General features: G+C 59.5%; 21 protein-coding genes. 5 read left to right on the forward strand and 16 right to left on the reverse strand.

All coding sequences use genetic code 11. The features are described 5' to 3' along the window. Positions 1-289: 289 nt before the first annotated feature. Together GXB78_RS26695 and GXB78_RS26700 are read left to right on the forward strand one after the other, a co-directional pair. Positions 290-2,197 (forward strand): S-type pyocin domain-containing protein, encoded by a 1,908-nt coding sequence (locus GXB78_RS26695; protein ID WP_329517670.1) that lies wholly within the window; start codon positions 290-292, stop codon positions 2,195-2,197. A 19-nt stretch (positions 2,198-2,216) separates the two neighbouring features. After that, positions 2,217-2,447, forward strand: coding sequence for a bacteriocin immunity protein (locus tag GXB78_RS26700; protein ID WP_290128329.1), 231 nt, complete (start codon positions 2,217-2,219; stop codon positions 2,445-2,447). A gap of 49 nt (positions 2,448-2,496) precedes the next feature. On the opposite strand, the gene GXB78_RS26705 is transcribed toward GXB78_RS26700, so the two are convergent. The 7 genes from GXB78_RS26705 to minC form a co-directional block, all read right to left on the reverse strand. Beyond that, the gene (locus GXB78_RS26705) at positions 2,497-4,653 is read right to left on the reverse strand and encodes a mechanosensitive ion channel family protein (RefSeq protein ID WP_329517671.1); all 2,157 of its coding nucleotides are present in this window, start codon (positions 4,651-4,653) and stop codon (positions 2,497-2,499) included. Between the two features lie 74 nt (positions 4,654-4,727). Continuing rightward, the gene (locus GXB78_RS26710; protein WP_007965354.1) at positions 4,728-4,904 is read right to left on the reverse strand and encodes a hypothetical protein; all 177 of its coding nucleotides are present in this window, start codon (positions 4,902-4,904) and stop codon (positions 4,728-4,730) included. A gap of 195 nt (positions 4,905-5,099) precedes the next feature. Then, the gene (locus tag GXB78_RS26715) at positions 5,100-6,389 is read right to left on the reverse strand and encodes a M18 family aminopeptidase (RefSeq protein ID WP_329517672.1); all 1,290 of its coding nucleotides are present in this window, start codon (positions 6,387-6,389) and stop codon (positions 5,100-5,102) included. A gap of 179 nt (positions 6,390-6,568) precedes the next feature. Further along, complete coding sequence (locus GXB78_RS26720; RefSeq protein WP_137216193.1) at positions 6,569-7,204, reverse strand: RluA family pseudouridine synthase; 636 nt, start codon at positions 7,202-7,204, stop codon at positions 6,569-6,571. A 91-nt stretch (positions 7,205-7,295) separates the two neighbouring features. Further along, on the reverse strand, positions 7,296-7,550 hold the full coding sequence (gene minE, locus GXB78_RS26725) for a cell division topological specificity factor MinE (protein ID WP_003223146.1): 255 nt from the start codon (positions 7,548-7,550) through the stop codon (positions 7,296-7,298). Continuing rightward, positions 7,550-8,362 (reverse strand): septum site-determining protein MinD, encoded by an 813-nt coding sequence (gene minD / locus GXB78_RS26730; protein ID WP_007913953.1) that lies wholly within the window; start codon positions 8,360-8,362, stop codon positions 7,550-7,552. Before minD ends, minE begins: the two co-directional genes overlap by 1 nt. 169 nt (positions 8,363-8,531) lie before the next feature. Beyond that, positions 8,532-9,269, reverse strand: a complete 738-nt coding sequence (gene minC / locus GXB78_RS26735; RefSeq protein WP_038861964.1) for a septum site-determining protein MinC — start codon at positions 9,267-9,269, stop codon at positions 8,532-8,534. Positions 9,270-9,386: 117 nt separating this feature from the next. On the opposite strand from minC, the gene GXB78_RS26740 reads away from it, so the two are divergent. Together GXB78_RS26740 and GXB78_RS26745 are read left to right on the forward strand one after the other, a co-directional pair. After that, the gene (locus GXB78_RS26740; RefSeq protein WP_329517673.1) at positions 9,387-10,319 is read left to right on the forward strand and encodes a lipid A biosynthesis lauroyl acyltransferase; all 933 of its coding nucleotides are present in this window, start codon (positions 9,387-9,389) and stop codon (positions 10,317-10,319) included. 35 nt (positions 10,320-10,354) lie between these two features. Next, complete coding sequence (locus tag GXB78_RS26745; protein WP_329517674.1) at positions 10,355-11,527, forward strand: patatin-like phospholipase family protein; 1,173 nt, start codon at positions 10,355-10,357, stop codon at positions 11,525-11,527. A gap of 90 nt (positions 11,528-11,617) precedes the next feature. On the opposite strand, the gene GXB78_RS26750 is transcribed toward GXB78_RS26745, so the two are convergent. The 8 genes from GXB78_RS26750 to puuE all read right to left on the reverse strand — a co-directional run bounded on the left by GXB78_RS26750 (position 11,618) and on the right by puuE (position 19,754). Further along, on the reverse strand, positions 11,618-12,403 hold the full coding sequence (locus GXB78_RS26750) for an outer membrane protein OmpK (RefSeq protein ID WP_329517675.1): 786 nt from the start codon (positions 12,401-12,403) through the stop codon (positions 11,618-11,620). A 371-nt stretch (positions 12,404-12,774) separates the two neighbouring features. Continuing rightward, positions 12,775-13,560: an outer membrane protein OmpK gene (locus GXB78_RS26755; RefSeq protein WP_329517676.1), complete on the reverse strand. Its 786-nt coding sequence runs from the start codon at positions 13,558-13,560 to the stop codon at positions 12,775-12,777. Between the two features lie 162 nt (positions 13,561-13,722). After that, the gene (locus GXB78_RS26760) at positions 13,723-15,075 is read right to left on the reverse strand and encodes a nucleobase:cation symporter-2 family protein (protein WP_329517677.1); all 1,353 of its coding nucleotides are present in this window, start codon (positions 15,073-15,075) and stop codon (positions 13,723-13,725) included. Positions 15,076-15,241: 166 nt separating this feature from the next. Beyond that, complete coding sequence (locus GXB78_RS26765; RefSeq protein WP_329517678.1) at positions 15,242-16,555, reverse strand: urate hydroxylase PuuD; 1,314 nt, start codon at positions 16,553-16,555, stop codon at positions 15,242-15,244. 51 nt (positions 16,556-16,606) lie between these two features. Next, complete coding sequence (locus GXB78_RS26770; protein ID WP_039763801.1) at positions 16,607-17,110, reverse strand: ureidoglycolate lyase; 504 nt, start codon at positions 17,108-17,110, stop codon at positions 16,607-16,609. A 119-nt stretch (positions 17,111-17,229) separates the two neighbouring features. Beyond that, complete coding sequence (gene alc / locus GXB78_RS26775) at positions 17,230-18,225, reverse strand: allantoicase (protein ID WP_329517679.1); 996 nt, start codon at positions 18,223-18,225, stop codon at positions 17,230-17,232. 90 nt (positions 18,226-18,315) lie between these two features. After that, complete coding sequence (gene uraD / locus GXB78_RS26780; protein WP_329517680.1) at positions 18,316-18,831, reverse strand: 2-oxo-4-hydroxy-4-carboxy-5-ureidoimidazoline decarboxylase; 516 nt, start codon at positions 18,829-18,831, stop codon at positions 18,316-18,318. After that, positions 18,828-19,754, reverse strand: coding sequence for an allantoinase PuuE (gene puuE / locus GXB78_RS26785; protein WP_042608504.1), 927 nt, complete (start codon positions 19,752-19,754; stop codon positions 18,828-18,830). The genes uraD and puuE overlap by 4 nt, the downstream gene beginning before the upstream one ends. Positions 19,755-20,173: 419 nt before the next feature. Here puuE and uraH point away from each other — a divergent pair, with 419 nt between their 5' ends. Next, the gene (gene uraH / locus GXB78_RS26790) at positions 20,174-20,527 is read left to right on the forward strand and encodes a hydroxyisourate hydrolase (protein ID WP_329517681.1); all 354 of its coding nucleotides are present in this window, start codon (positions 20,174-20,176) and stop codon (positions 20,525-20,527) included. A gap of 128 nt (positions 20,528-20,655) precedes the next feature. Here uraH and GXB78_RS26795 read toward each other — a convergent pair whose 3' ends face one another. Next, positions 20,656-22,506 (reverse strand): hypothetical protein, encoded by a 1,851-nt coding sequence (locus GXB78_RS26795; RefSeq protein ID WP_329517682.1) that lies wholly within the window; start codon positions 22,504-22,506, stop codon positions 20,656-20,658. Positions 22,507-22,580 lie beyond the last annotated feature (74 nt).

A 22,580-nucleotide genomic window follows, 5' to 3' on the forward strand; every position in this document is an offset into this window, starting at 1 on the left:
ATTGTTGTCGGGCCTCCTTGCCTGTGACAAAGGCTCTGCGCACAAGTGCGATCGAGCAGCGAAAGCGCTATGCGGTTTGACAGATTTAAGTCTGAGGAGAAAGTTATCAGGGAAAACTCCTACCGCCTTATCAGTTCCGTCCGGCGTGACAGATAAAACGCGGGCGATAACTATGTACCGCACTGCACAACATTTATTTCCATAAATTTCTCCAGGTACCGGTCACGTTATTGGCTGTTTGAGGGTGACCGGTCTGCGCGACAAAACTATTGTCCATGGAGGATTTTAAATGCAGCGTAATGGAATAACGCTTCCACCGATTGTTGTTCGTCCGGATAAGCAAGATGAATATCTACATTATTTAGGTGCAGGAGACGGCTCGGGACCAAACATCAACCTTGCGCCTTTGGGCGAGATCCTCGATATGGAAAGTGTCTATAAAGATACTTCCACAAATATTGCGCAGGTTATTGAAACTGAACTGGCAGAAATACGGGCAGCAGGCGATCAAAGTGTATTGCCTCCTTTGGATACGCTGGCGCGGGAGATGCGATTCAGGGAGTCGCTGACGACCCGAAAATTCAATGCGTTTTTCGTGGCGAGAGACGTTGCCATTCAACGTTTCAGTCATGCACAAATTGAGACTTTTTTTAACGGAGGCCGGTTACCACAAGTAAATCGGCGAGGCGGCAGTGTCAGCGTTCGGCAGGCATATAGCGCCTTGTTCAATGCCAAATTGCTGGTCGAAGGTATCAACTTGTTGAACAGCCAGGCGGCCACGGTCAAGGGCATGATTGCTGTGGTGCAAGCGCAGGAAGCCGAGCGGATTGCTCAAGAGCAGGCGCGGTTGGCGGCGGAACACGCCCGGCAGGTTGCACAGGAACAGGCCCGAGTTGCTCAAGAGCAGGCGCGACGGCTGGCGGAAGAACTGGCGCGGCAGGCCGCCGCCAATGAACTCAGGCGGCTTGAAGAAGAACAGGCACGCTTGGCGGCTGAAGCACTGGAGCGCAAGCGTGCCGAGGAACAGGCGGCGCTTGAGGCTGAAGCCCAAGCACGCAGGTTGGCTGAGGAAAAGCGCCGACAACAACCCCCCGGTGGGCACAGTAGCGCATTGCGCTTTCAGGGCAATATCAGCCACGCCCAACTGGTATTTGCGACCTCCGGTGGGGCGGTTGCGATTGCCGACAGCCTGATGGCGGGTCTTGCCGCTTCGATTCGCTCGGCGGTTGCCGGTTTGTCGGGGCTGGCTGCTGGCACAGCGTCCGGACTGATGGTGGGGGTGAGTGCGTTCGTCTACTCGCCGGTGTTGGGCAATGGTGAGCTGCCTGAACGCTTTCTGCTCAGCCTTCCCTTGGCAGATTTGCTGCCCGGTCCGTTGCCTGATCTGAACACGCTGGCGAACGAAAGGGCACGACTGAATCTGCCGGTGCGTTTGAGCGCCCGGCCACTGACGGGATCACTCGCCGAACTGCTTGTCGTTCCGGTAGCGGGGACAAAACTGCCTTCCGGCGTTCGCGTGATCGCAGCTGGCTACAACGCTGGGGATAACACTTACAGCGCGACGCTCACCGACGTCCCGCCGACAACCGCGATCTGGACGCCATCGGTAACGCCGGCAGACAGTTCAACGCTGTTCCCCATCGAAAATCCGGCTCCGCCTCGATACATCGGCGGCAATCTGGTGCCGATCGAAGGGCGGATCGACGCTTATCCGGGTCGGGGCAACATTCGTTTCGACGACTTCATTCTGGTCTTCCCCCCGGAAGTGGGTCTGCCCCCGCAGTACGTCATGTTCCGGGATCCACGCAATGATCCAGGGGTGGTCAGTGGTTATGGAGCGCCGGTTGCGGGTGGATGGCTAGGGGCGGCTTCGCAGGGCGATGGAGCGCCAATCCCATCGCAAATTGCTGATCAGTTAAGAGGGCGTCAGTTCAACAGTTTCAGAGCATTCAGAGAAACGTTCTGGAAAGCTGTTTTCAATGACGAAAAGTTGGCCGACTTGTTTAATGCGACAAGTTTGAACGAAATGAAAAAGGGCAAAGCACCGATAGTTAGGGTGAGCGATTCAGCAGGAGCAAGAGTGAAATACGAACTGCATCATAAGGTCGGCTTGGCAGAGGGAGGGGATTTATATAATGCTGACAACATAAATATCGTTACCCCGAAGGCGCATGTTGAAATTCATAAAGGGCTTTGATATGAGATCGATACAGGATATGCGAGAAGAAGATTTTCTTGAGTTTGTCAGGAAAATATATGATTCCGGGTTTACCACAGAGAAGCAGCAAATTGCTGCGATTCTTGAGTTCTCCCGGCTAGTTGAACATCCTTCTGGTTATGATTTGATTTACTACCCAGAGGAAGGTAAGGATGGGCCTGAAAATGTTGTCTTGGAGGTAAAAAACTGGCGCTCCGCTAACGGTAAGCCCGGTTTCAAAGACAATTGAAAAATAAGCCCTCTATTGGTTTTATCTTCCAATAGGGGGCCATCTCTCTTCAGCTTTGCTTTTTGATTTCCACTCCAGGCGTAATCACCTGCACACTCATCCGCGGTGTCGCCAGATCGAGTCCCGCCTCATCCAGTTGCCTTTTCAGCGACAAGTTGAACGCCCGGGAAACTTCCCACTGTTTGATCGGCGCAGTCTTGAAGCGTGCGCGGAGGATCGCGCTGCCGGATTCAAAACTCTCGACACCCTGAATTTCCAGGGGCGACCAGATGTTGCGACGTTGCAGCGGATCGCTGCGCATTTTCTGGCCGACGTCGCGCATCAGTTTGATCGCGTCGTCGATTTCCATGTTGTACGGCACGGCAACGCGGAAGATCGCGTAGCCGAATTCCCGCGAGTAGTTCTTGATGCTTTTGATTTCGCTGAACGGGATGGTGTGGACGATACCGTCGATGTCGCGCAGGCGGACGGTGCGGATGGTCAGCCCTTCTACAGTGCCGAGGTGGCCGCCGACGTCGACATAGTCGTCGATGGCCAGCGAGTCTTCGATGATGATGAACAGGCCGGTGATCAAATCTGCGACCAGTGACTGCGCGCCGAAACCGATCGCCAGACCGATCACACCGGCACCGGCCAGCAGCGGCGTGACGTTCATGCCCATGTTCGCCAACGCGACGATCAGCGCGATGATGAAGATCGCCACGAACAGTACGTTGCGGATCAGCGGCATCATCGTCTGCGCCCGTGCGTTGGCCAGGCCTTTGCGCGAGCGTGTGAGGGCGTGGTGCACGGCGGTGTCGGCGAGGATCCAGATCAGCCAGGAGAAAATCAGCGTGCCGATCAGGCTGAACAGTCTGACGCTGATGTCATGTCCATCACCTTCGGCGAACGCGATCAGCGAATGGCCCCAGACACGCAGGCCCAATTCGATGAAGATCATCCACACCAGCAAATGCGCGAGGGTATAGAAGAAGTTCTTCAGGCGCTCCGAGTACAGCGCATGGCGTTTCGGCCCGCGTTGCGGCTTCAGCGAATGACGACGCACGAGGCCGTTGATGACCATGCACAACACCAGCAGAACCGTGCAGATCAGCGACTGCCGCAGCGCGGTGCTGGTGTCGCCGGCGGAGACGAACGTGGCGAACAGCGAGATGCCGACCAGCACCAGCGCCGGCACGTACCAGAAGGTGCCGAGGATCTCGATGGTGTCGCTGAGGGCGCGGCGGGTCAGGCGCCGCGACAGTGGTTGGTTGCGGATCAGGTGGGCGATCGGCCGGCGGAATCGCAGAATGAACAGGCCGGTCGACAGTGCCGCGAGCACATTGGCGGTGGTCGCTGCAGTGTGCGCCAGATGCACGCCGAGGCTCTCGACCAGACGTGGATCGCTCAGCGCTTCACCGAACGCGGCAAAGCTGCCGATCAGCCACAGTGGTCGGAACGCCTGATGACGCAGGATGTACAGCGCGCGATGGCGGTGCGGGCCGTCGAGCAGAGAGAAGGCAATCACGCAGATCGCCGAAAAGCAGGTGCCCACCACCAAGGCATACGCCAGCACCATTGCCAGGCTTTTGCCCAGCGATGACGGCAGCACGTAGCTCATGTAGACCGTCATCACCAACGCGATCAGCCACGGCCCGAGCTTGCGCAGGGCGAAGCGCAGCATGTCGAGGGCCTTGGGGTGCTGCGGCAGTTCTTCGGTGAGGCCGAAACGCATGCGCACGCGGTGGCCAAGCCAGATCAGCGCAGCGGCAAGCAGGCTCCAGACCATCAGGATCACGGCGAAGCCGAAAATGATTGGTAGCCATTCATTGGCCGGCAGCAGCTTGCTGGTCAGTTCATCCTTGGCCAGGTCGAATTCGTTGGACCAGCGGGTGAGCGGGCTGTCGGCGCCGGAGAACTGTTTTTCGAAGTTGGCGAGGGTGCCACCGATCAGGCCGAGCACACCTTGCTCCGGAGTGGTCTGGGCTTGTTTGGTGGCGTCGCGCAGCTTCTTCAGATCGCTGAGCAACTGCGCGCGTTGCTTGTCGTTTTCCAGTGACTTGATCACTTCGTCCAGCGACTGGCCGAGGGGTTCCTGGGCCTCAGGCTGCGGCTTGGAAGTGTTGAGCATACCGGGCAGACCGACCGCTTGCGCAGGCGCCAGCGGCAGCAGCGTCATGATCAAGACAAGCAACAGACCGGGCAAAGCAAAAAGACGAGCAAACACCAGAAGACAACCTCGGGATTGGCAGATGCGCTGGAGTGTACGAGGCCCTCTGGCGCAATGCGAGCCGGGCGGAGTCATTCGTTCAGTTTGGCGAGGATCTTGTAGACCACGGTGGCGAGGATCATCAGCATGCCGACCCACATGGCAAACACACCGGCGTTCTTGTCACGGAAGTTGAAGCCGATGGCGAGCAGGATCATCCCGCTGAGGATGGGAATGAGCATGGCGTGGAAGGAGGACATCGAGATCATGGAGACTGCCTTGTCTGTAGAGGATTCTTGCAGTCTAGGCGGGTTTTCGAGGCAGGGTGTGATGTGGCTCAGGAATGCATCAGGCCAGATAAAATTCTGCTGTCTGCACAGGCGCTTTCGCGAGCAGGCTCGCTCCCACAGTCTGGAATGCGGTTCAACTGTGGGAGCGAGCCTGCTCGCGAAGCTTTTCAGTCTTTACGGCAATTCACGACTGGCATAAAACGCGCTGAGCACTTTGACCAGATGCGCCAGGTCATGGCTGCCGCACAGCTCGCGGATCGAGTGCATGGCAAAGGTCGGCAGGCCGATATCGACGGTGCGCACGCCCAGATGGCTGGCGGTGATCGGGCCGATCGTCGAGCCGCAGCCCATGTCGCTGCGCACCACGAAGCTTTGCACCGGGACTTCTTCGGCCATGCACAGATGGCGGAAGAAACCGGCGGTTTCGCTGTTGGTGGCGTAGCGCTGGTTGCTGTTAACCTTGATCACCGGGCCGGCGTTGAGTTTCGGGCCGTGGTTGGCGTCGTGTTTTTCCGCGTAGTTGGGATGCACGCCGTGGGCGTTGTCGGCCGACACCAGCAGGGATTTCTGGATGGTGCGGACGAACTCGTCACCTTCCGGCAGCAGGCGGCGCAGGGTCTGTTCAAGCATCGGGCCGTCGGCACCGCACGCCGAGCACGAGCCGACTTCTTCGTGGTCATTACAGACCAGCACACAGGTTTCGTCGGTCTCGGCGGTGAGCAAGGCTTGCAGGCCGGCGTAGCAGGACAGCAGATTGTCCAGACGCGCACCGGCAATGAAGTCACCGTTCAGACCGATCACCGCAGCGCTTTGCGTGTCGTAGAAACTCAGCTCGTAATCGAGCACCACGTCGGCATTCAAGCCGTGTTCGCGGGCCAGTTGATCGGTGAGCACGGCGCGAAAATCGACGCGCTCGTCACCGGCGAACTGGGCGAGGATCGGCGGCAGTTCGGTCTGCGCGTTGATCGCCCAGCCCTGGTTGGCTTCGCGGTTGAGGTGAATGGCGAGGTTGGGAATGATCGCGATCGGCGCCTTGAAGTCGATCAGCTGGCTCTCGACCTTGCCGTCACGGCGGAAGGTCACGCGGCCGGCCAGCGACAGATCGCGGTCGAACCACGGCGCCAGCAGCGCGCCGCCGTAGACTTCGACGCCCAGTTGCCAGAAGCCCTGACGCTGCAGTTCCGGCTGCGGCTTGACCCGCAGGCACGGGCTGTCGGTGTGGGCGCCAACCAGACGGATACCGTCGTACAGCGGCGAGTTGCGACCCATCTTGATCGCGACGATCGAGGAGTCGTTACGGGTGACGTAATAACGGCCGTTGGCCTCGGTGGACCATGGCTCGCGCTCGTCGAGGCGCACATAACCGGCGGCCTCCAGACGCTGAACAAGACTGGCGGTGGCGTGGAACGGGGTAGGGGAGGCCTTGAGAAAGTCGATCAGGCCCTGGTTCAACTCTGCGCGCATAAGAAACTCCAGACAGCAATGGGCGCGAGTTTAACGTATTGGCCGGGGAATTGAATCTGCACCGGGTTCCCTGTGGGAGCGAGCCTGCTCGCGAAAGCGATTGATCAGTCAACATCAATGTTGAATGTAATACCGCTTTCGCGAGCAGGCTCGCTCCCACAGGGGGTCGGAGGTGCTTGTCAGAACGGTGCCGGGCACTCGAAGCGCAGGCGTTCGCCACTTTGCGGATGAGTGAAGCTGAGCATGCTCGCGTGCAGGCACAGCCGCGGCCAGGCCGCCAGCGCCTGCTCATGGGCGTAGAGGCCATCACCGAGCAGCGGATGTCCGATCGACAGCATGTGCACGCGCAGCTGATGCGAACGTCCGGTGATCGGTGTCAGCTCGACGCGACACCAGTCGCCGCAACGTTCCAGCACCTTCCAGAACGTCAGCGCATGCTTGCCGAATTCATGATCGACCACATGCCGTGGCTTGGTCGGCGGGTCGTAGCGCAACGGCAGGTCGATGCTGCCGCTGTCGAGTTCCGGCTGACCCCAGGCCAGAGCGGTGTAGGCCTTTTCGGTTTCGCGGTCGTGAAACTGCCGCGACAGCTCGCGATGGGTGTCGGCATCACGGGCCAGCAGAATGATTCCCGAGGTTTCCCAATCGAGGCGATGAACGATGCGCGCTTCCGGGTAGCCGTTTTCCTGCAGGCGGGTAATCAGGCAGTCCTTGTTGTCGTCGGCGCGGCCGGGCACCGAGAGCAGCAGGGTCGGTTTGTCGACCACCAGAACGGCGGCGTCCTCATGGATGATGCGGATGTTGGACAGCGGCATTAAAACAGCCTCGTAACAAATGCCAACGGCGGTTCAGGGCCATTCCCGCATGGGGATGGCCCTGAACCGCCGTCGTACCTGCCGGATCGACTCAGCGATCAGGCAGGGTGATGTTGAGTTCCAGAATCGAGCAACTGCCCTGGCTTTCCAGTGCAACATGTACGTCGTCGTTGCCGATGTTGACGTACTTGCGGATCACGTCGACCAGTTCCTTCTGCAAGGCTGGCAGGTAATCCGGCGTGCTGCGCTGGCCGCGCTCATGCGCCACGATGATCTGTAGACGCTCTTTCGCTACCGAGGCGGTACTTGGCTTTTTGTTGGCACGAAAGAAGTCAAAAAGGTTCATTACCTACCTCCAAACAGGCGCTCGAAGAATCCCTTCTTCTCGACATCGAGGAAACGGTGGGCTTTTTCTTTGCCCAGCAGGCGGTCGACGGTATCGCTGTAAGCCTGACCGGCATCGCTCTGGTCGTCGAGAATCACCGGCACGCCCTGGTTGGAAGCCTTGAGCACCGCCTGGGATTCCGGGATGACGCCGAGCAGGGTAACCGAGAGGATTTCCTTGACGTCTTCAACGCCAAGCATCTCGCCCTTTTCCACACGCTCCGGATGGTAGCGGGTGATCAGCAGGTGTTCCTTGATCGGGTCTTCGCCACGTTCGGCGCGGCGCGATTTGCTCGCCAGCAGGCCGAGCATGCGGTCCGAGTCACGTACCGAGGAGACTTCCGGGTTGGTCACGACGATCGCTTCATCGGCGAAGTACATGGCCAGGTGCGCACCTTTCTCGATGCCCGCCGGGGAGTCGCAGACGACGAACTCGAATTGTTCCTTGAGCTCCATCAGGACTTTTTCCACGCCTTCGACGGTCAGCGCGTCTTTGTCGCGGGTCTGGCTGGCAGCCAGCACGTAGAGGTTTTCCAGGCGCTTGTCTTTGATCAGTGCCTGTTGCAGGTTGGCTTCGCCGTTGACCACGTTGACGAAGTCATACACCACGCGGCGCTCGCAACCCATGATCAGGTCGAGGTTACGCAAGCCCACGTCGAAGTCGACGATTACTGTTTTGTGGCCGCGCAGAGCGAGACCGGTACCGATAGCGGCGCTGGTGGTGGTCTTACCCACACCACCCTTGCCGGATGTAACCACGAGAATCTTGGCCAAGGTGTTTCACCCCTAAGGAAGAAGGACTGTTCAGCCCCTGAAAAACATCTCTTGAAAACTACTGCAGTCGGACAGCCTTGGCTGGAATTTGGCTTTGGGCCTTTTTCCTACTTCGTTTGAGCCGTTTTCGCTACGTTTTAGAGATGCTTGGAAAATGCGGCAGTATCCGTTAAAGCCGAATGATGTTCAACACGTCGCCCGACAGGCTGACCTGGACGCCCGAGCCCCACATCGGATCGCGACGCAGATCCTCGGAGACCTTGTAATGACCGGCGATGGAGATCAGTTCAGCGCTCAATTGCTGACAGAAAATCCGTGCCTTGGTATCACCTTTGACGCCGGCCAGGGCCCGGCCACGCATCGGGCCGTATACATGGATGTTGCCATCGGCAAGAAGTTCCGCCCCCGGACTGACCGAGGACACCACCACCAGATCGCCACCCTGGGCATAAATCTGCTGGCCACCACGTACTGGCGTGGTGATCACGCGGGTCGGTTTGACGGTCGGCTCAGGCGGTTTTTCCGGCTTCTTTTTGACCTCGACTTCCGGCGTCTCCAATGGGCGCTCGCGGGCCCCGGAGGGTGGCAGCACGGGAATGTCGATGGCGATGGCGGCGGCGATGTCTTCGATGCGGCTGGCACGAATGGCCAACGTACGCAGGCCGTGCTGACGGCAAACGCGCATCAGCCCCGGCAGGTCAACCGCGCCCTGGTTCGGCGGCAGTTTGTCCAGCGCCAGAACCAGCGGTGCATTGCTGAAGAAATTCGGCGCCTGGGCGACTTTGGCGGCCAATTGCCGATCGAGGCTTTCGAGGTCGTTACGGGCCAGTTCCAGCACAGTGATGGCCAGCATGCTGCCCTTGAGCTGGAATACGGGATCTTGGTCTAACGGGTCGGTTTGGCTCATGTCGGCATACAACGGCTTGTCACTAAAAGTGCCGAGACTTATAACGAGAACGCCCGCGAGCCGCAAGCCGGGTCGAACGATGTAGAATGCGCGGCCACTGTATTTACGGAAGCTTTAATGGATCGCCCGCGTTTTCGAAAAGCATATCTTGCTCCGCGCTTCTGGCCGCTCTGGTGCGGCCTGGGGCTTTTGTGGCTGATCGTGCAGTTGCCGTATCCGGCGCTGCTGACCATCGGTCGAGTTTTGGGTGCGGTGATGTATCGCGTCGCCAGCGACCGGCGGACCATCGCCCGGCGCAATCTGCAATTGTGCTTCCCGGAGAAATCCGCCGCCGAGCGCAAACGCCTGCTCAAGGAGAACTTCGCCTCCACCGGCATCGCCTTCTTCGAAATGGCGATGAGCTGGTGGTGGTCGCGGGAGCGACTGGCGAAACTGGCGCATGTCGAAGGCCTTGAACATCTGCAGAAGGCCCATCGCGAAGGCAAAGGTGTGATCCTCATGGCCGCGCATTTCACCACGCTGGAAATCGGCGCGGCGTTGCTCGGCCAGCAGCACACCATCGATGGCATGTACCGCGAGCACAAAAATCCGTTGTTCGACTTCGTTCAGCGCCGTGGCCGCGAGCGGCACAATCTCGATTCGCTGGCCGTGGAGCGCGATGACGTGCGCGGCATGCTCAAACTGCTGCGCTCGGGCCGGGCGATCTGGTACGCACCGGATCAGGACTATGGCGCCAAGCAGAGCATCTTCGTGCCGCTGTTCGGTATTCAGGCAGCCACCGTCACCGCGACGACCAAGTTTGCTCGCCTGGGCAAGGCGCTGGTGGTGCCGTTCACTCAGGAACGTCTGGCCGACGGCAGCGGTTATCGCCTGGTGATCCATCCGCCGCTGGAAGATTTTCCCGGCGAAAGCGAAGAGGCCGATTGCATCCGCATCAATCAGTGGGTCGAGAGCGCGTTGCGTGCCTGCCCCGAGCAATACCTGTGGGCGCATCGGCGTTTCAAGAGTCGCCCACCGGGCGAGCCGAAGCTTTATCCCAAGCGCCGTTGATTCACCCGTCCTGACAAGCACCCTGGAGTGTTGCGATGAGTCCTGCTGAACCGGTCACAGGTTTGATTCTTTCCGGCGGCGGGGCCCGGGCGGCTTATCAGGTCGGGGTGTTGGCGGCGATTGCCGAACTGCTTCCGGAGGGCGCGGACAATCCGTTTCCAGTGATCGTCGGCACCTCGGCCGGGGCGATCAATGCCGTCAGTCTGGCCAGTGGCGCCACGGACTTTCGTGCTGCCATCGAACGCCTGACCCAGTTCTGGCAAGGCTTTCGCAGCCACCGCGTGTTGCGCAGCGACTGGCCCGGGGTCATCCATCAGGCCAGTCGTTTCGTCAGCCACAGCCTGCTCGGTCTCGGTCGGCAGATGCCGGTGGCGCTTCTCAACAGTTCGCCGCTGCGCGAACTGCTTGAGGAAAAACTGCACTTGCCCGGCATCGCCGAATCCATCGCCCGCAAGCAATTGCATGCGGTGGCGGTGACCGCGTTCGGCTACGAGTCGGGGCAAGCGGTGACGTTCTATCAGGGCGGCGGCACCATTGACGCCTGGCTGCGGCATCGACGCATCGGCGTACCGACGCAGCTTTCGGTCGATCACCTGTTGGCCAGTTCAGCAATTCCACTGTTGTTCGCGCCAGTGAAAATCGCTGAGGAATATTTCGGTGACGGCGCGGTGCGTCAGTCGGCGCCGATCAGCCCGGCGCTGCATCTGGGCGCCAGTCGCGTGCTGGTGGTGGGCGTCAGCGGCAACCCGCGCGGCGTCGATCCGCAGCAGCCGCAGGAGCGCGCCTACAGCGGCCAGCAACCGACGCTGGCGCAGATCGGCGGGCACATGCTCAACAGCACGTTCATTGACAGTCTGGAGAGCGACATCGAGTTGCTGCAACGGCTCAACCAGTTCAGCCATTTGCTCCCGGACGGTACGCCGACCCGCGCGCTGGGTGTGGCGCCGGTGGAGGTGCTGGTGATTGCGCCGAGTCAGCCGATCGATGAAATCGCAGCACGCCATCGCCAGGAATTGCCGGCGGCGTTGCGCCTGTTTTTGCGTGGCCCGGGTGCGACGAAGACGAGCGGGGCGGGGGTGCTCAGTTATCTGCTGTTCGAGGCGGGGTATTGCAGCGAGTTGATCGAATTGGGACGGCGGGATGCGCTGGCCAAGCGCGAGGAGCTGTGCCGGTTTTTGCGGATATCCGAAGCCGTAGCTCCCGCCTGAAATCCGCGCTGAGGCCTTCGCGAGCAGGCTCGCTCCCACATTGGAACTCGGTCGAATGTGGGAGCGAGCCTGCTCGCGAAGCTTTTATGATCAGAAGTGGAACTTGACCAGGAAGCTCGTGGTGCTCTGATCGGTCTTGAAGTACTGGCTGTCCTTGATCCCGTACTTGTCCGACCAGTAGTCGTACTCCACACCGACATACAACTGCTTCTCGCCGAAATTCAGCGCCTTGCCCAAGTCGTATTTGACCTGCGGGTTGAAGTGCAGGTTGGCGTGGTAGTCACCCTTGGAGTTGGAGTCGTTGTCGACCACCCAGTCCATGAAGCCGTCGATGAGGATGTTCGATTTGCCTACCGGGAGGGTGTAGGACCACACCGGAGTGATCTGCCAGACGTTGTCACCGGCGCGCGCGCCTTCGGTGTGGCGCTGGTAGAAGTTCAGCTGGAAGTAGTCGAAGCCGGGGATGGCGAGATCGAAGCCCGGACCGATCAGGTAGGACTCGGTGTCGTCTTCGCCAAATTCGTAAGTCATCGCCAGCAGTACATCCTTGACCGGACCGAATTCGAATTTCTGGTCAAAAATCTTGTTGAACGACAAGCGCGGGCTCAATTCGCCATAGTGGGTGTTCTTGCCGGCGAAATCATCTTCCTTGCCGTTGTAGAAGATCTTGTCGATGAAGAAGAAGTTGTCCCCATACTTCCAGCCATCGGCGTGCTCGAAGGTCACGGTCTGCTGAATGCGCGGGTTGACCTGGAAGTCCTTGCCATAGAGGTAGGTCAGGCTGTTGTCCTGCCACTGCAGCAGGCCTTCGGCCATGGCCTGGCCGCCGGCGAACATCGATCCGGCCAACATCAGGCTGGTGCACATGCGTTTCATTCGGTTGCTCCCAAAGTAGGTGTTGCACATTATTTTTTTAAGATCGGCGCTCTGATGTGGCGCCTTTTTTCGTACCGCAAATTTCATCCGATCGGTCAGCTTTGAATGCTGATAGCAAAAGCTGCGCCAAGGCTTTCGAAAAACCAAAAGACGCCCGTTCGGCTGCTGAAAAACAGTCGACGAGCGTGTTTTCGGGATGCCTCAGGACTGACCGCGGCCGGGATAAGTTGGCTTTTCGGTCAGAAATTGAATCCGGGCTTTTTTTTAGAGCGAATTCGGAAGGCGGCGGAGAATACTGACTCCTCGGCCGGCGCTCAAGTGCCCCGCAACAGAGCACCGACGACAGGCATGGCGCACGGTTGCGGGCCATCTCAGAAGTGCACCTTCAGCAGCAGGCTGGCAGTGTTCTGATTGGTATCGAACGAGTGGCTGCTCTCGATGCCGTATTTGTTCTTCCAGTAGCTGTACTCGGTGCCGACGTATACCTGTTTCTGGCCCCAACCCATGGCTTTGCCGAGGTCGTATTTGATCTGCGGATTGATGTGCAGGTTGGCGTGGTAGGTGCCGCGTGAGTTTTCGTCGTTGTCGACGACCCAGTCGAGGTAGCCGTCGATGAGCACATCGGAATTGCCCAGCGGGAAGCTCCAGGACCACGCGGGGGTAATCTGCCAGACGCCATCGCCGGGGCGCGGGCCTTCGGTCTGGCGACGGAAAATGTTCAGGGTGACGTAGTTGAAGCCGGGTACTTTCAGGTCGAAGCCGGGGCCGATCAGGTAGGCCTCGCTTTCACCTTCGCCGTACTCGTAGGTCATCGCCAGCAGTACGTCCTTGATCGGGCCGAACTCGAGCTTGCGGTCGAGGATCTTGCCGAAGGACAGGCGCGGCGTGAATTCGCCGTAGAAGGTGTGCGGGCCTTTGTTCGGGTCGTCCTTGCCGTTGTAGAAAATCTTGTCGACGAACAGAAAGTTGTCGCCGTACTTCCATTTGTCGGCGTGCTCAAAGGTCACCGTCTGCTGATACGACGGGTTGATTGCGAAGTTCTTGCCGTACAGGTAGCTGAGGCTGTTGGTCTGCCACAGCAGCAGATCGCCGGCCATGGCCTGACTCGCGGCCAGCAGGCCGCCACTCAACAGAACGTTGCTTTGCGTGCGGATCATCTGTTGCTCCCTCTTGTTTTTATTGTTTGAGGCACAAGCAGTTGCGTAGTCCCTGTGGGAGCGAGCCTGCTCGCGAAGCGGTTGTGTCAGTCGCCATCAATGTTGAATGACACAACGCTTTCGCGAGCAGGCTCGCTCCCACGGGTGGGGTGGTGGTTTCAATCAATGAGCATGGCAATCGTTGATCGCCGCACGCTCCTTGCCGCCGAGGATGTTGAACAGCAGGTTCAGCGTCAGCGCGCTGAGGGTGGCCATGGCGATGCCGCTGTGGGTGATCGGGCTCATCCACAGCGGCAGGTGAGCGAAGAATTCCGGACGCACCACCGGGATCAGGCCCATGCCGATGCTCACCGCGACCAGCAACTGATTGCGCCGGTCACCGATGTCGGCCTCTTGCAGGATCTTGATGCCAGTGGCAGCGACCATGCCGAACATTGCGATCGCCGCGCCGCCGAGCACCGCCGGTGGAATCGATGCCACCAGAAACGCCGCTTTCGGCAGCAGGCTCAAGACGATCAGCAGGCCGCCGGCGACGATGGTCACCGAACGGCAGCGCACGCCGGTCATCTGCACCAGGCCGATGTTCTGCGCGAACGAGGAGTGGGTGAAAGTGTTGAAGAATCCGGCGAAGAACGACGCACCGGCATCGCACAACAAGCCGCGACGGAGCATGCGCGGGCAGACTTCCTGACCGGTGATCTTGCCCAGCGCGAGGAACATCCCGGTGGACTCGACGAAGATGATCACCACCACCAGACACATTGACAGAATCGGTGCCAGCTCGAACTTGGGCATGCCGAAATGCAGCGGAGTGACGAACTGAATCCACGGCGCACTGGCCATGCCGCTGAGGTCGACCATGCCGATCACGCCGCAGAGTACATAGCCCAGGCACATGCCGATCAGCACGGAGATGTTGACCCAGAAACCGCGCATGAAACGATGAACCAACAGGATGGTGGCCAGCACCAGCGCGGCGATGGCCAGATAGATCGGCGAACCGAATTGCGCGGCGTCGACCCCGCCACCGGCCCAGTTCACGGCCACGGGGAACAGCGATAGACCGATCGAGGTGATGACCGTGCCGGTCACCAGCGGCGGGAAGAAACGCACCACCCTGGACATGAACGGCGCGATCAGCATGCCGAAGAAACCGGCAGCGATCGTTGCACCGAAGATCCCTTGCAGACCGATGCCGGGCATGCCGGCCATGGCGACCATGCTGCCAACGGCGGCGAAACTGGCGCCCATCATCACCGGCATGCGAATGCCCATCGGGCCGATGCCCAGCGACTGCACGATGGTGGCAATGCCGGCGACCAGCAGGTCGGCGTTGATCAGGAAGGCGATTTCTTCACGACTCAGGCCAGCGGCCTGTCCGATGATCAGCGGCACCGCGATGGCACCGCCGTACATCAGCAGAACATGTTGCAGACCGACCAGGATCAGTTGCAAAAGGGGCAAACGCTGAATGGCGGGTGCGTCGGGGATGCGCGCTTTGGACAGCTCGGACATGCAACACCTCGGATCTTTTTATTCTTGTGATTAACAGCTGCCGGGTTGCTTGCAGCTGTTTCTTTGCATCAGGTAAACCGCGTTGCGGCGATTCGCGAGCAGGCTCGCTCCCACAGGAAATGCGCGATCTCTGTAGGAGCGAGCCTGCTCGCGAAGCTTTTGCGGCTTAGTTGGTCTGCGCTCCCTGGGCAATCCAGGCACCGATCAGGTCACGTTCCTGCTGGGTCATCTGGGTGATGTTGCCCAGTGGCATGATCTGCGTGGTGATGGCTTGCGCCTGAATGCGCGCGGCGTTCTGGCGGATCTGCTCGGGGGTGTCGAGTATCACTCCCGCTGGCGCCGCGCTGAACAACGGGCTGGTCGGCTTCGACGAATGACAAACAGTGCAACGCTCTTGAATCACGTTGTGCACTTTGTCGAAACCGGGTCCGGCATTCGAGGCTTGCGCTGGCGCTGTTGCAGGGGCGGCGGGTGCCGCAGGTGCCGCCGCTTCAGCCGGTTTCGCGCCACCACCCAGTGCCGTTTCCGGCAGCGGTTGGTACTCGATTTTCGCCGGGGCTTTGGCCACTTCAGGGGCGCTCGACATCGGCGATGGGCCGGTGACGTAGGCCAGACTGATCATGCCTACCGCTGCCACCGGCAGGGTCCAGGCAAACTTGTGGCTGTCGTGACGGGTGTTGAAGTAGTGACGCACCAACACCGCCAACACCGCGATCCCGGCCAGGATCAACCAGTTGTACTGGCTGCCGTAAGTGCTCGGGAAGTGGTTGCTGATCATGATGAACAGCACCGGCAGGGTGAAGTAGTTGTTGTGACGCGAACGCAGCAGACCCTTGGCCGGCAGGGCCGGATCCGGCGTACGGTTCTCGGCGATCGCCGCAACCAGTGCCCGTTGCGCCGGCATGATGATGCGGAACACGTTGCCGACCATGATGGTGCCGATGATCGCGCCGACGTGCAGGTAAGCACCGCGACCGCTGAACACCTTGCTGAAGCCATAGGCAGCGGCAATGATCAGGACGAACAGGATGAAGCCGAGCAGGGCGGGTTTCTTGCCCAGAGCCGAATCGCAGAGGAAGTCGTAGACGAACCAGCCGACGATCAGCGAGCCGATACCGATGGCCACGCCTTCAGGACCGCTGAGGCCGCTGCCGGGTGCCACGAGGTAGAGCACGGGATTGGAGTAGAACACGACGCAGAGCAGCGCGATCCCCGACATCCAGGTGAAGTAGGCTTCCCACTTGAACCAGTGCAGGTTGTCCGGCATGGACGGTGGGGCCAGTTTGTATTTTTCCAGGTGGTAGATGCCGCCGCCGTGGATCGCCCACAGATCACCGGCCAGACCGGTTTTCGGGTTGACGCGGTTGAGGTTGTTCTCCAGCCAGACGAAGTAGAACGACGCGCCGATCCAGGCCACGCCAGTAATCATGTGAACCCAGCGCACGCTCAGGTTCAGCCATTCCAACAGATGTGCTTCCACAGTCTTTACCTCTCGCCTGTCACTCTTGTTGTCGAGTGATCAGACCTTCTCTTATTGGTGGGGGGCGAGGATCAGACGCTCATCCTCTTTGAAAAAATGCTCATCGCAGTTATTGCCTGTGCCACTGCGATCAACCACCAGGAAGTCATCCCGCTTTTCGATCGTCAGCACCGGGTGGTGCCAGACGCCGCGATGGTAATTGATGCCCTGCCTGCCGTTGGTGACGAAGGCGCGGACCAAGCCTGATACAGGTGCATCGCCAACTGGCGCGACCACGATCAGAAAGGGGTTGCCGAGCAGCGGAATGAAAGCCTGGCTGCCCAGCGGATGGCGTTCCAGCATGCAAACGGTCAGGGGCATGTCCTGCGCATCGGCGCGGAAAATGCTGATGATTGCGTTGTCCTCAGGCGTCGCGGTTTCGACCGTCGCCAGTTTGTGGAAGCGCATGGTCGAACCGTTGTTGATCATGAAGTGATCGCTGCCGTCGGTTTCGATCACGTCACCGAAAGGGGCGAAGGCTTCTTTGGTCAGCGGTTCAATCGTCAGTGTGCGCATGCTGTTCTTCTTGTCCGAATTCTGTTTTGTTGGTTCTGACGCTTTCGCGAGCAGGCTCGCTCCCACCTTTGGAATGCTATCCCCTGTGGGAGCGAGCCTGCTCGCGAATGGGTTCAACCTTATTTAGCGACCTTGCCGAGAACACGCAGGCGACTCACACCGCCATCCGGGAACACGTTCAGGCGGATGTGGGTGATCGGGCCCAGCGCTTTGATCTGCTCGACGAAGGTGTGCTCGGCGTGCATTTCCAGCTTCTGGCTTGGCAGCAGTTCACGCCAGAACAGCGACTGGGTTTCGATCTGGCTGTCGGTGCCGCCCTTGACGAACGCGCCCTGGATCGAGCAGGTGTCCGGGTAGTTGCCTTTGAAGTGCAGGGTGTCGACGACGATCTTCTCGATCTCGCCCGGATGACCCAGCGCGACGATTACCCAGTCATTGCCCGGCGTGCGACGTCGCGCGGTTTCCCAGCCGTCGCCCATGTTGATGCCACGGCCCGGGTTGAGGATGTTGCTCATGCGGCCGAAGTGTTCGTCGGAGCAGGCGAGGGCGCGGCCACCGTTGAGGGCTGCGGCCAGGTCGACCTGCTCGTTGTCGCCAACAGCGGACCAGTCGCGGAACGGAATGCCGTACACACGCAGACGTGCGACGCCGCCGTCCGGGTAGATGTTGAAGCGCAGGTGGCTGAACGCTTTGTCGTTGCTGATTTCGTGGTAGTGGTGGCTGTTGCCTTGCAGCTCGACGGCCGACAGCACTTCGGTCCACTGGGTGTTTTCATCCGGCTCGCCCGAGGCCAGGAAGCACGCTTCCAGCGAGGCCGACGGCGGGTAGTTGCCGGTGAAGAATGAAGTATCGATGTCCACGCCTTTGATCGAGCCCGGTACGCCCAGACGGATCACCGCGCTGTCGAAACCTTCGAAGCGCTTGCGGCGCGACTCCCAGCCGTCCATCCACTTGCCGTTGTCATCGAACACGCCCTCCTTCCATACGGCCGGGGTCGGCTGAAACAGACGATTGGCGTCTGCGAACCAGTCATCGGTGACCGAAATGATCCTGGTGCCCAGACGGGCGTCGGCCAGGTTGACGTATTTTTCGAAAGGTACGGCGTAAGCTTTCATTCTTCTTGTCTGCCTTTGAATAAGTGGCTGGGGATGCTTGCAGGGCCCTGGGAAACACAAGCGTTCTAGAGGTTTCTCGGGCCAGGCTTGCTAAAGGGTCAGTAAACGGAACAGGGCAATCTTGTTGATCTCCGCCAGCGCGCATTTGAATTCGGCTTCCACCGAATTGTTGATGCGCGTTTCGAACGCCGCGAGGATCTGATGCCGGTTGCTGCCTTTTACCGCCATGATGAAGGGAAACTTGAACTTGGCCTTGTAGGCGTCGTTCAGCTCGGTGAAGCGCTGGAACTCTTCGGCCGTGCATTGGTGAATCCCCGCGCCCGACTGTTCTTCAGTACTGGCCGCGGTAAGCTGGCCCTGGACGGCGGCTTTGCCGGCCAGGTCCGGGTGAGCGTTGATCAGGGCCAACTGGCTGGCATGATCGGCGCTCAACAGGATATCGCTCATGCGCTGGTGCAGGGTTTCGATCTCGTCGATCGAAGCGTCCGCACCGATGTCGTAGGCCTTCTCGGCCACCCATGGCGAGTGTTCGTAGATGTCGGCGAAAGCTTTGACGAAAGCGTCGCGGCTCAGGGTCGACGGTTGCAGGGTTTGAAAGCGGCTCATTTTGCAGTCCCTTGGTACGGATGGGTTTGCTGCCAGTGGCGCGCGATGTCGACGCGACGGCTGAACCACACCTGTTCATGACTTTTGGCGTATTCGATAAAGCGCTTGAGCGAAGCAAGGCGACCGGGGCGGCCGATCAGCCGGCAATGCAGACCGATCGAGAGCATTTTCGGCGCCTCGGCACCTTCGGCATAAAGCACGTCGAAGGCGTCTTTGAGGTATTCGAAGAAATCGTCACCCTTGTTGAAACCCTGCACCTGGGTGAAGCGCATGTCGTTGGTGTCGAGGGTGTACGGGATCACCAGATGCGGCTTGCCAGTCGGGTTGTTCGGTTCCCAGTAGGGCAGGTCGTCGTCGTAGGTGTCGCAGTCGTAGAGAAAACCGCCTTCTTCCATCACCAGGCGACGGGTGTTCGGCCCGGTGCGGCCGGTGTACCAGCCCAGCGGACGTTCACCGGTCAGTTCGGTGAGGATGCGGATCGCCTCGAGCATGTGCTCGCGTTCCTGCGCTTCGTCCATGTACTGGTAGTCGATCCAGCGGTAGCCGTGGCTGCAGATCTCGTGGCCGGCCTCGACCATCGCCCGGATCACGTCCGGGTGACGCTGGGCGGCCATGGCCACGGCGAAGATGGTCAGCGGAATGTCGAATTCCTTGAACAGTTTCAGAATCCGCCAGACGCCGGCACGGCTGCCATACTCGTAAAGCGATTCCATGCTCATGTTGCGCGCGCCTTGCAGCGGCTGGGCGGCGACCATTTCGGAGAGGAAGGCTTCGGATTCCTTGTCGCCGTGCAGAATGTTGCGCTCGCCTCCTTCTTCGTAATTCAGTACGAAGGACAGGGCGATCCGGGCATTACCCGGCCAGTGTGGGTGAGGAGGGTTACTGCCGTAACCGATCAGGTCGCGTGGGTAGTCAGCGCTCACTGCAGTCTTCCTTCTTGTACGTTGACAGATTGGTGTGGCGGCCTGGCAGGCTGGCGTCACAGCGATGGGCTGATTGTATACAACTTTATTTACATTTTGTAAGCCTGATTTTTCTCATTTTTCACCGGCCGTCATCTTTTGGTGCTAACGGTTCCAGCCTGCAAGAAACCTGCCTGACCAGTCAGCTAATGAATAGAAGGTTCAATGATGAGGGGCTCTGCTTGTGGATTGGCGAGAAATGCCCGGATGGCGGGGGTGAAGCGAAAAATGTCGTTTTTATTGTGTACAATTTTTTTCAAAAGTGTCTTAATCGGTCGCTCGCCGCAGCGTTTCGTGCTCCGAATCGGTGCGGTCTCCTTTCAACTGACTTCGGGAGGCGCGAAGTCTGACTGCTTGTTGCGGCCAGGCGCGCAGAATCAATGGGACGTTTGACAACACACGTTTTGGACGCTGCACACGGTTGCCCGGGCAGCTCGATCAAGGTCGAGCTGTACCGCGTCGAGGGTTCGCAACTGGAACTGGTCGCCAGTGCGCTCACCAACAGCGATGGCCGGGTCGATGCGCCGCTGCTGCAAGGCGACGACTACCGCAGCGGCGTTTATCAGGTTCAGTTCCATGCCGGCGATTACTACCGCGCCCGTGGAGTGCAACTGCCCGAGCCGGCATTTCTCGACGTGGTGGTGCTGCGTTTCGGCATCAGCGCCGAGCAGGAGCATTACCACGTGCCCCTGCTGATTTCGCCTTACAGCTACTCCACCTATCGGGGCAGCTGACCCCCAAGCAGCTGCCCCCACCGGGAAGCGACTGCGCATATAGCTTCTTTGGTCTTTCGCCCGCTCACACTGCGGGCTTTTTTTATGCTGGTTTTGCGGTCTGTCTGCCAACGCAGCGAGGGCGGATGTCAACGTTCGCGGATAATGAATACCGAATCTGGCGTCGACGCGGCTTTCAATACGCCTCCGATCAGCCATACCACCTTGTTCTGCGCCGCTGCATCGGTCAGCGCCGTAAAGGCTTGCTGACCGACTCTGGCGGGCAGGCTCGGTTCCGTCAGTTCGTTGCCCGGAACGTAAGTCAGGCCGGCTTGACTGATTGCTCCCAGCTTCAAAAAGAAGATTTGATCGTGACCGCCTCGTTTGAATACCAGCGTCGGCATTCGGTGTTCATAAGTCAGGGGAAACAGCTCGTAACCACAGCCAACCAGCAACGCACCGAGTAATCGCCGCAGATTGAGATCTGAAGGATAGGTCTTGTAATGATTCCAGGCGGAGGAGAAATGCTGCGGATCGAAGGTCAGGCGTTGTAATTCGCTATCGGTCTGGGAGGGCATCGGAATCAGTCGTTTGCCTCCCAGGTCTATGTCTGGCGCCACAGCCAGCATATTCAGCGGGTCGGCAAAATCAGGGGCTGTGGAAAACGGCAGTTGTTTCCATTGATGCAAAACGGCCTGAACGTTGACCAGACCGGTGCCGGTAATCGTCGGGGAATGATCGGCGAGTTCGAACAGCCTGCGGGCAACGGCCCTCGCCGTTGCGGCAGAAAAATCCGGGAAAGCGCGAGTGACGGACGTGGAAATCGGCTCTTCGAAAAAGCGTTTGCCCGGATGGACTTCGCCCGGATCACTGCCGATTCGAAACGTCGCAACCGGCTGTTGCTCGGGAGTGTTTATCAGCATGTTCTCGAAAGCGTCGAAACCGCTCGGGAAAAACTCGGGATGACATACGAAATACACTTTCGGTGCCGGATTCGAGCCAACAGGCACAATTGGATAATGCAGCCAGCCGAGCTGTACCGATTCGGTGTGCGCAGGTTTGTTCAGGTGCCCCCAGGAGAGCCAGAAATACGGTGTCTGGTCGTTGCCAGAGGGCGGCTTGGCGGTCGACGCGGTCAGCGTCTCTCCGGCCTCGGCAAGTCGGGGGCGCTTGCTCGGGCCAGGTGTCTGGCCGGTCTGTTCGCCCGCCTGGCTGGTCCCGGCCTGCGTTTCGGATGGCTTCGCCCCGGGCGGTTTTTGTCGCCAGAAAACAGTACCGGGGATTTGCTCGAAGAAAACGTCGGGTGCATTGCTCGTCGAGGCAAACGCTTGTTGATATTCGCCATCCTGGTTTTTTCGCACCATGACCGTGCCGTCTACCGTGGTTACGAAGGTCTGCCTGAGTCTGTTGTAACGCAGGCCCTCCGTCGCCAGTTCAGGCTTGGTCAACGTGATGGCGTCGGCCGGCGAGATGTATGAGGGCAAGCCTGGAGGGTCGGATGCTGGCCGGTTGGAGGGCCGCGCGGGCCGCTGGATCTGCCAGATCGCCTGACCCTCGCTTCGGGTCAGGGGCAGGCCGGGCACACCTGGCGCGAAGGTCAGAGGCACGTGATAGTTGCCTTGCACATCCTGCTCGACGACAAAGCGGCCCTCATCTGCGATTTGAGCGTAGGTTCGCTGATCCGGTCCAGTAAACAAGCCATCGTTCTGCGCCACAGGTACCAGTTCGTGAAAACGCTCCTGAGGCCAGGCGATTGCGTTACGAGTGGCGCTGAAGTTATCTGCTGCATCTGGCAACGCATGGACAGTGACTGTGGATACCGCACTGGCTGCGGCCGATGTGCTTGCCGCTTGGCTGACCGTCGATGAATCGATGCCCAGGAGCAGGGCGTCAGGCATGTCCAGACCCGCACGGATGACGAGAGGCGGTGATCCGGAATGTGCAGCATCGGGCGTATCGGGCGTTTTGATTGCAGGAATTTTTTTCGGTGATTTGGCCATGGGGAATCCTCGGGAAAACAGCGCGCAGCCGCGTGCAGTGCCGCGTTGCAGCAACGCTCGTAAAAATGGGGTTA

It is taken from the genome of Pseudomonas moraviensis subsp. stanleyae (assembly GCF_036283065.1).
In the GTDB taxonomy this organism is placed as follows: domain Bacteria; phylum Pseudomonadota; class Gammaproteobacteria; order Pseudomonadales; family Pseudomonadaceae; genus Aquipseudomonas; species Aquipseudomonas stanleyae.

What these genes read in the sequence shown, in the direction of transcription:
- GXB78_RS26695 (WP_329517670.1), top strand. Translation starts at nt 290, where the DNA reads ATGCAGCGTAATGGAATAACGCTTCCACCGATTGTTGTTCGTCCGGAT.
- GXB78_RS26700 (WP_290128329.1), top strand. Translation starts at nt 2,217, where the DNA reads ATGCGAGAAGAAGATTTTCTTGAGTTTGTCAGGAAAATATATGATTCC.
- GXB78_RS26710 (WP_007965354.1), bottom strand. Translation starts at nt 4,904, where the DNA reads ATGATCTCGATGTCCTCCTTCCACGCCATGCTCATTCCCATCCTCAGC.
- GXB78_RS26715 (WP_329517672.1), bottom strand. Translation starts at nt 6,389, where the DNA reads ATGCGCGCAGAGTTGAACCAGGGCCTGATCGACTTTCTCAAGGCCTCC.
- GXB78_RS26720 (WP_137216193.1), bottom strand. Translation starts at nt 7,204, where the DNA reads ATGCCGCTGTCCAACATCCGCATCATCCATGAGGACGCCGCCGTTCTG.
- minE (WP_003223146.1), bottom strand. Translation starts at nt 7,550, where the DNA reads ATGAACCTTTTTGACTTCTTTCGTGCCAACAAAAAGCCAAGTACCGCC.
- minC (WP_038861964.1), bottom strand. Translation starts at nt 9,269, where the DNA reads ATGAGCCAAACCGACCCGTTAGACCAAGATCCCGTATTCCAGCTCAAG.
- GXB78_RS26740 (WP_329517673.1), top strand. Translation starts at nt 9,387, where the DNA reads ATGGATCGCCCGCGTTTTCGAAAAGCATATCTTGCTCCGCGCTTCTGG.
- GXB78_RS26745 (WP_329517674.1), top strand. Translation starts at nt 10,355, where the DNA reads ATGAGTCCTGCTGAACCGGTCACAGGTTTGATTCTTTCCGGCGGCGGG.
- GXB78_RS26750 (WP_329517675.1), bottom strand. Translation starts at nt 12,403, where the DNA reads ATGAAACGCATGTGCACCAGCCTGATGTTGGCCGGATCGATGTTCGCC.
- GXB78_RS26755 (WP_329517676.1), bottom strand. Translation starts at nt 13,560, where the DNA reads ATGATCCGCACGCAAAGCAACGTTCTGTTGAGTGGCGGCCTGCTGGCC.
- GXB78_RS26760 (WP_329517677.1), bottom strand. Translation starts at nt 15,075, where the DNA reads ATGTCCGAGCTGTCCAAAGCGCGCATCCCCGACGCACCCGCCATTCAG.
- GXB78_RS26770 (WP_039763801.1), bottom strand. Translation starts at nt 17,110, where the DNA reads ATGCGCACACTGACGATTGAACCGCTGACCAAAGAAGCCTTCGCCCCT.
- alc (WP_329517679.1), bottom strand. Translation starts at nt 18,225, where the DNA reads ATGAAAGCTTACGCCGTACCTTTCGAAAAATACGTCAACCTGGCCGAC.
- uraD (WP_329517680.1), bottom strand. Translation starts at nt 18,831, where the DNA reads ATGAGCCGCTTTCAAACCCTGCAACCGTCGACCCTGAGCCGCGACGCT.
- uraH (WP_329517681.1), top strand. Translation starts at nt 20,174, where the DNA reads ATGGGACGTTTGACAACACACGTTTTGGACGCTGCACACGGTTGCCCG.
- GXB78_RS26795 (WP_329517682.1), bottom strand. Translation starts at nt 22,506, where the DNA reads ATGGCCAAATCACCGAAAAAAATTCCTGCAATCAAAACGCCCGATACG.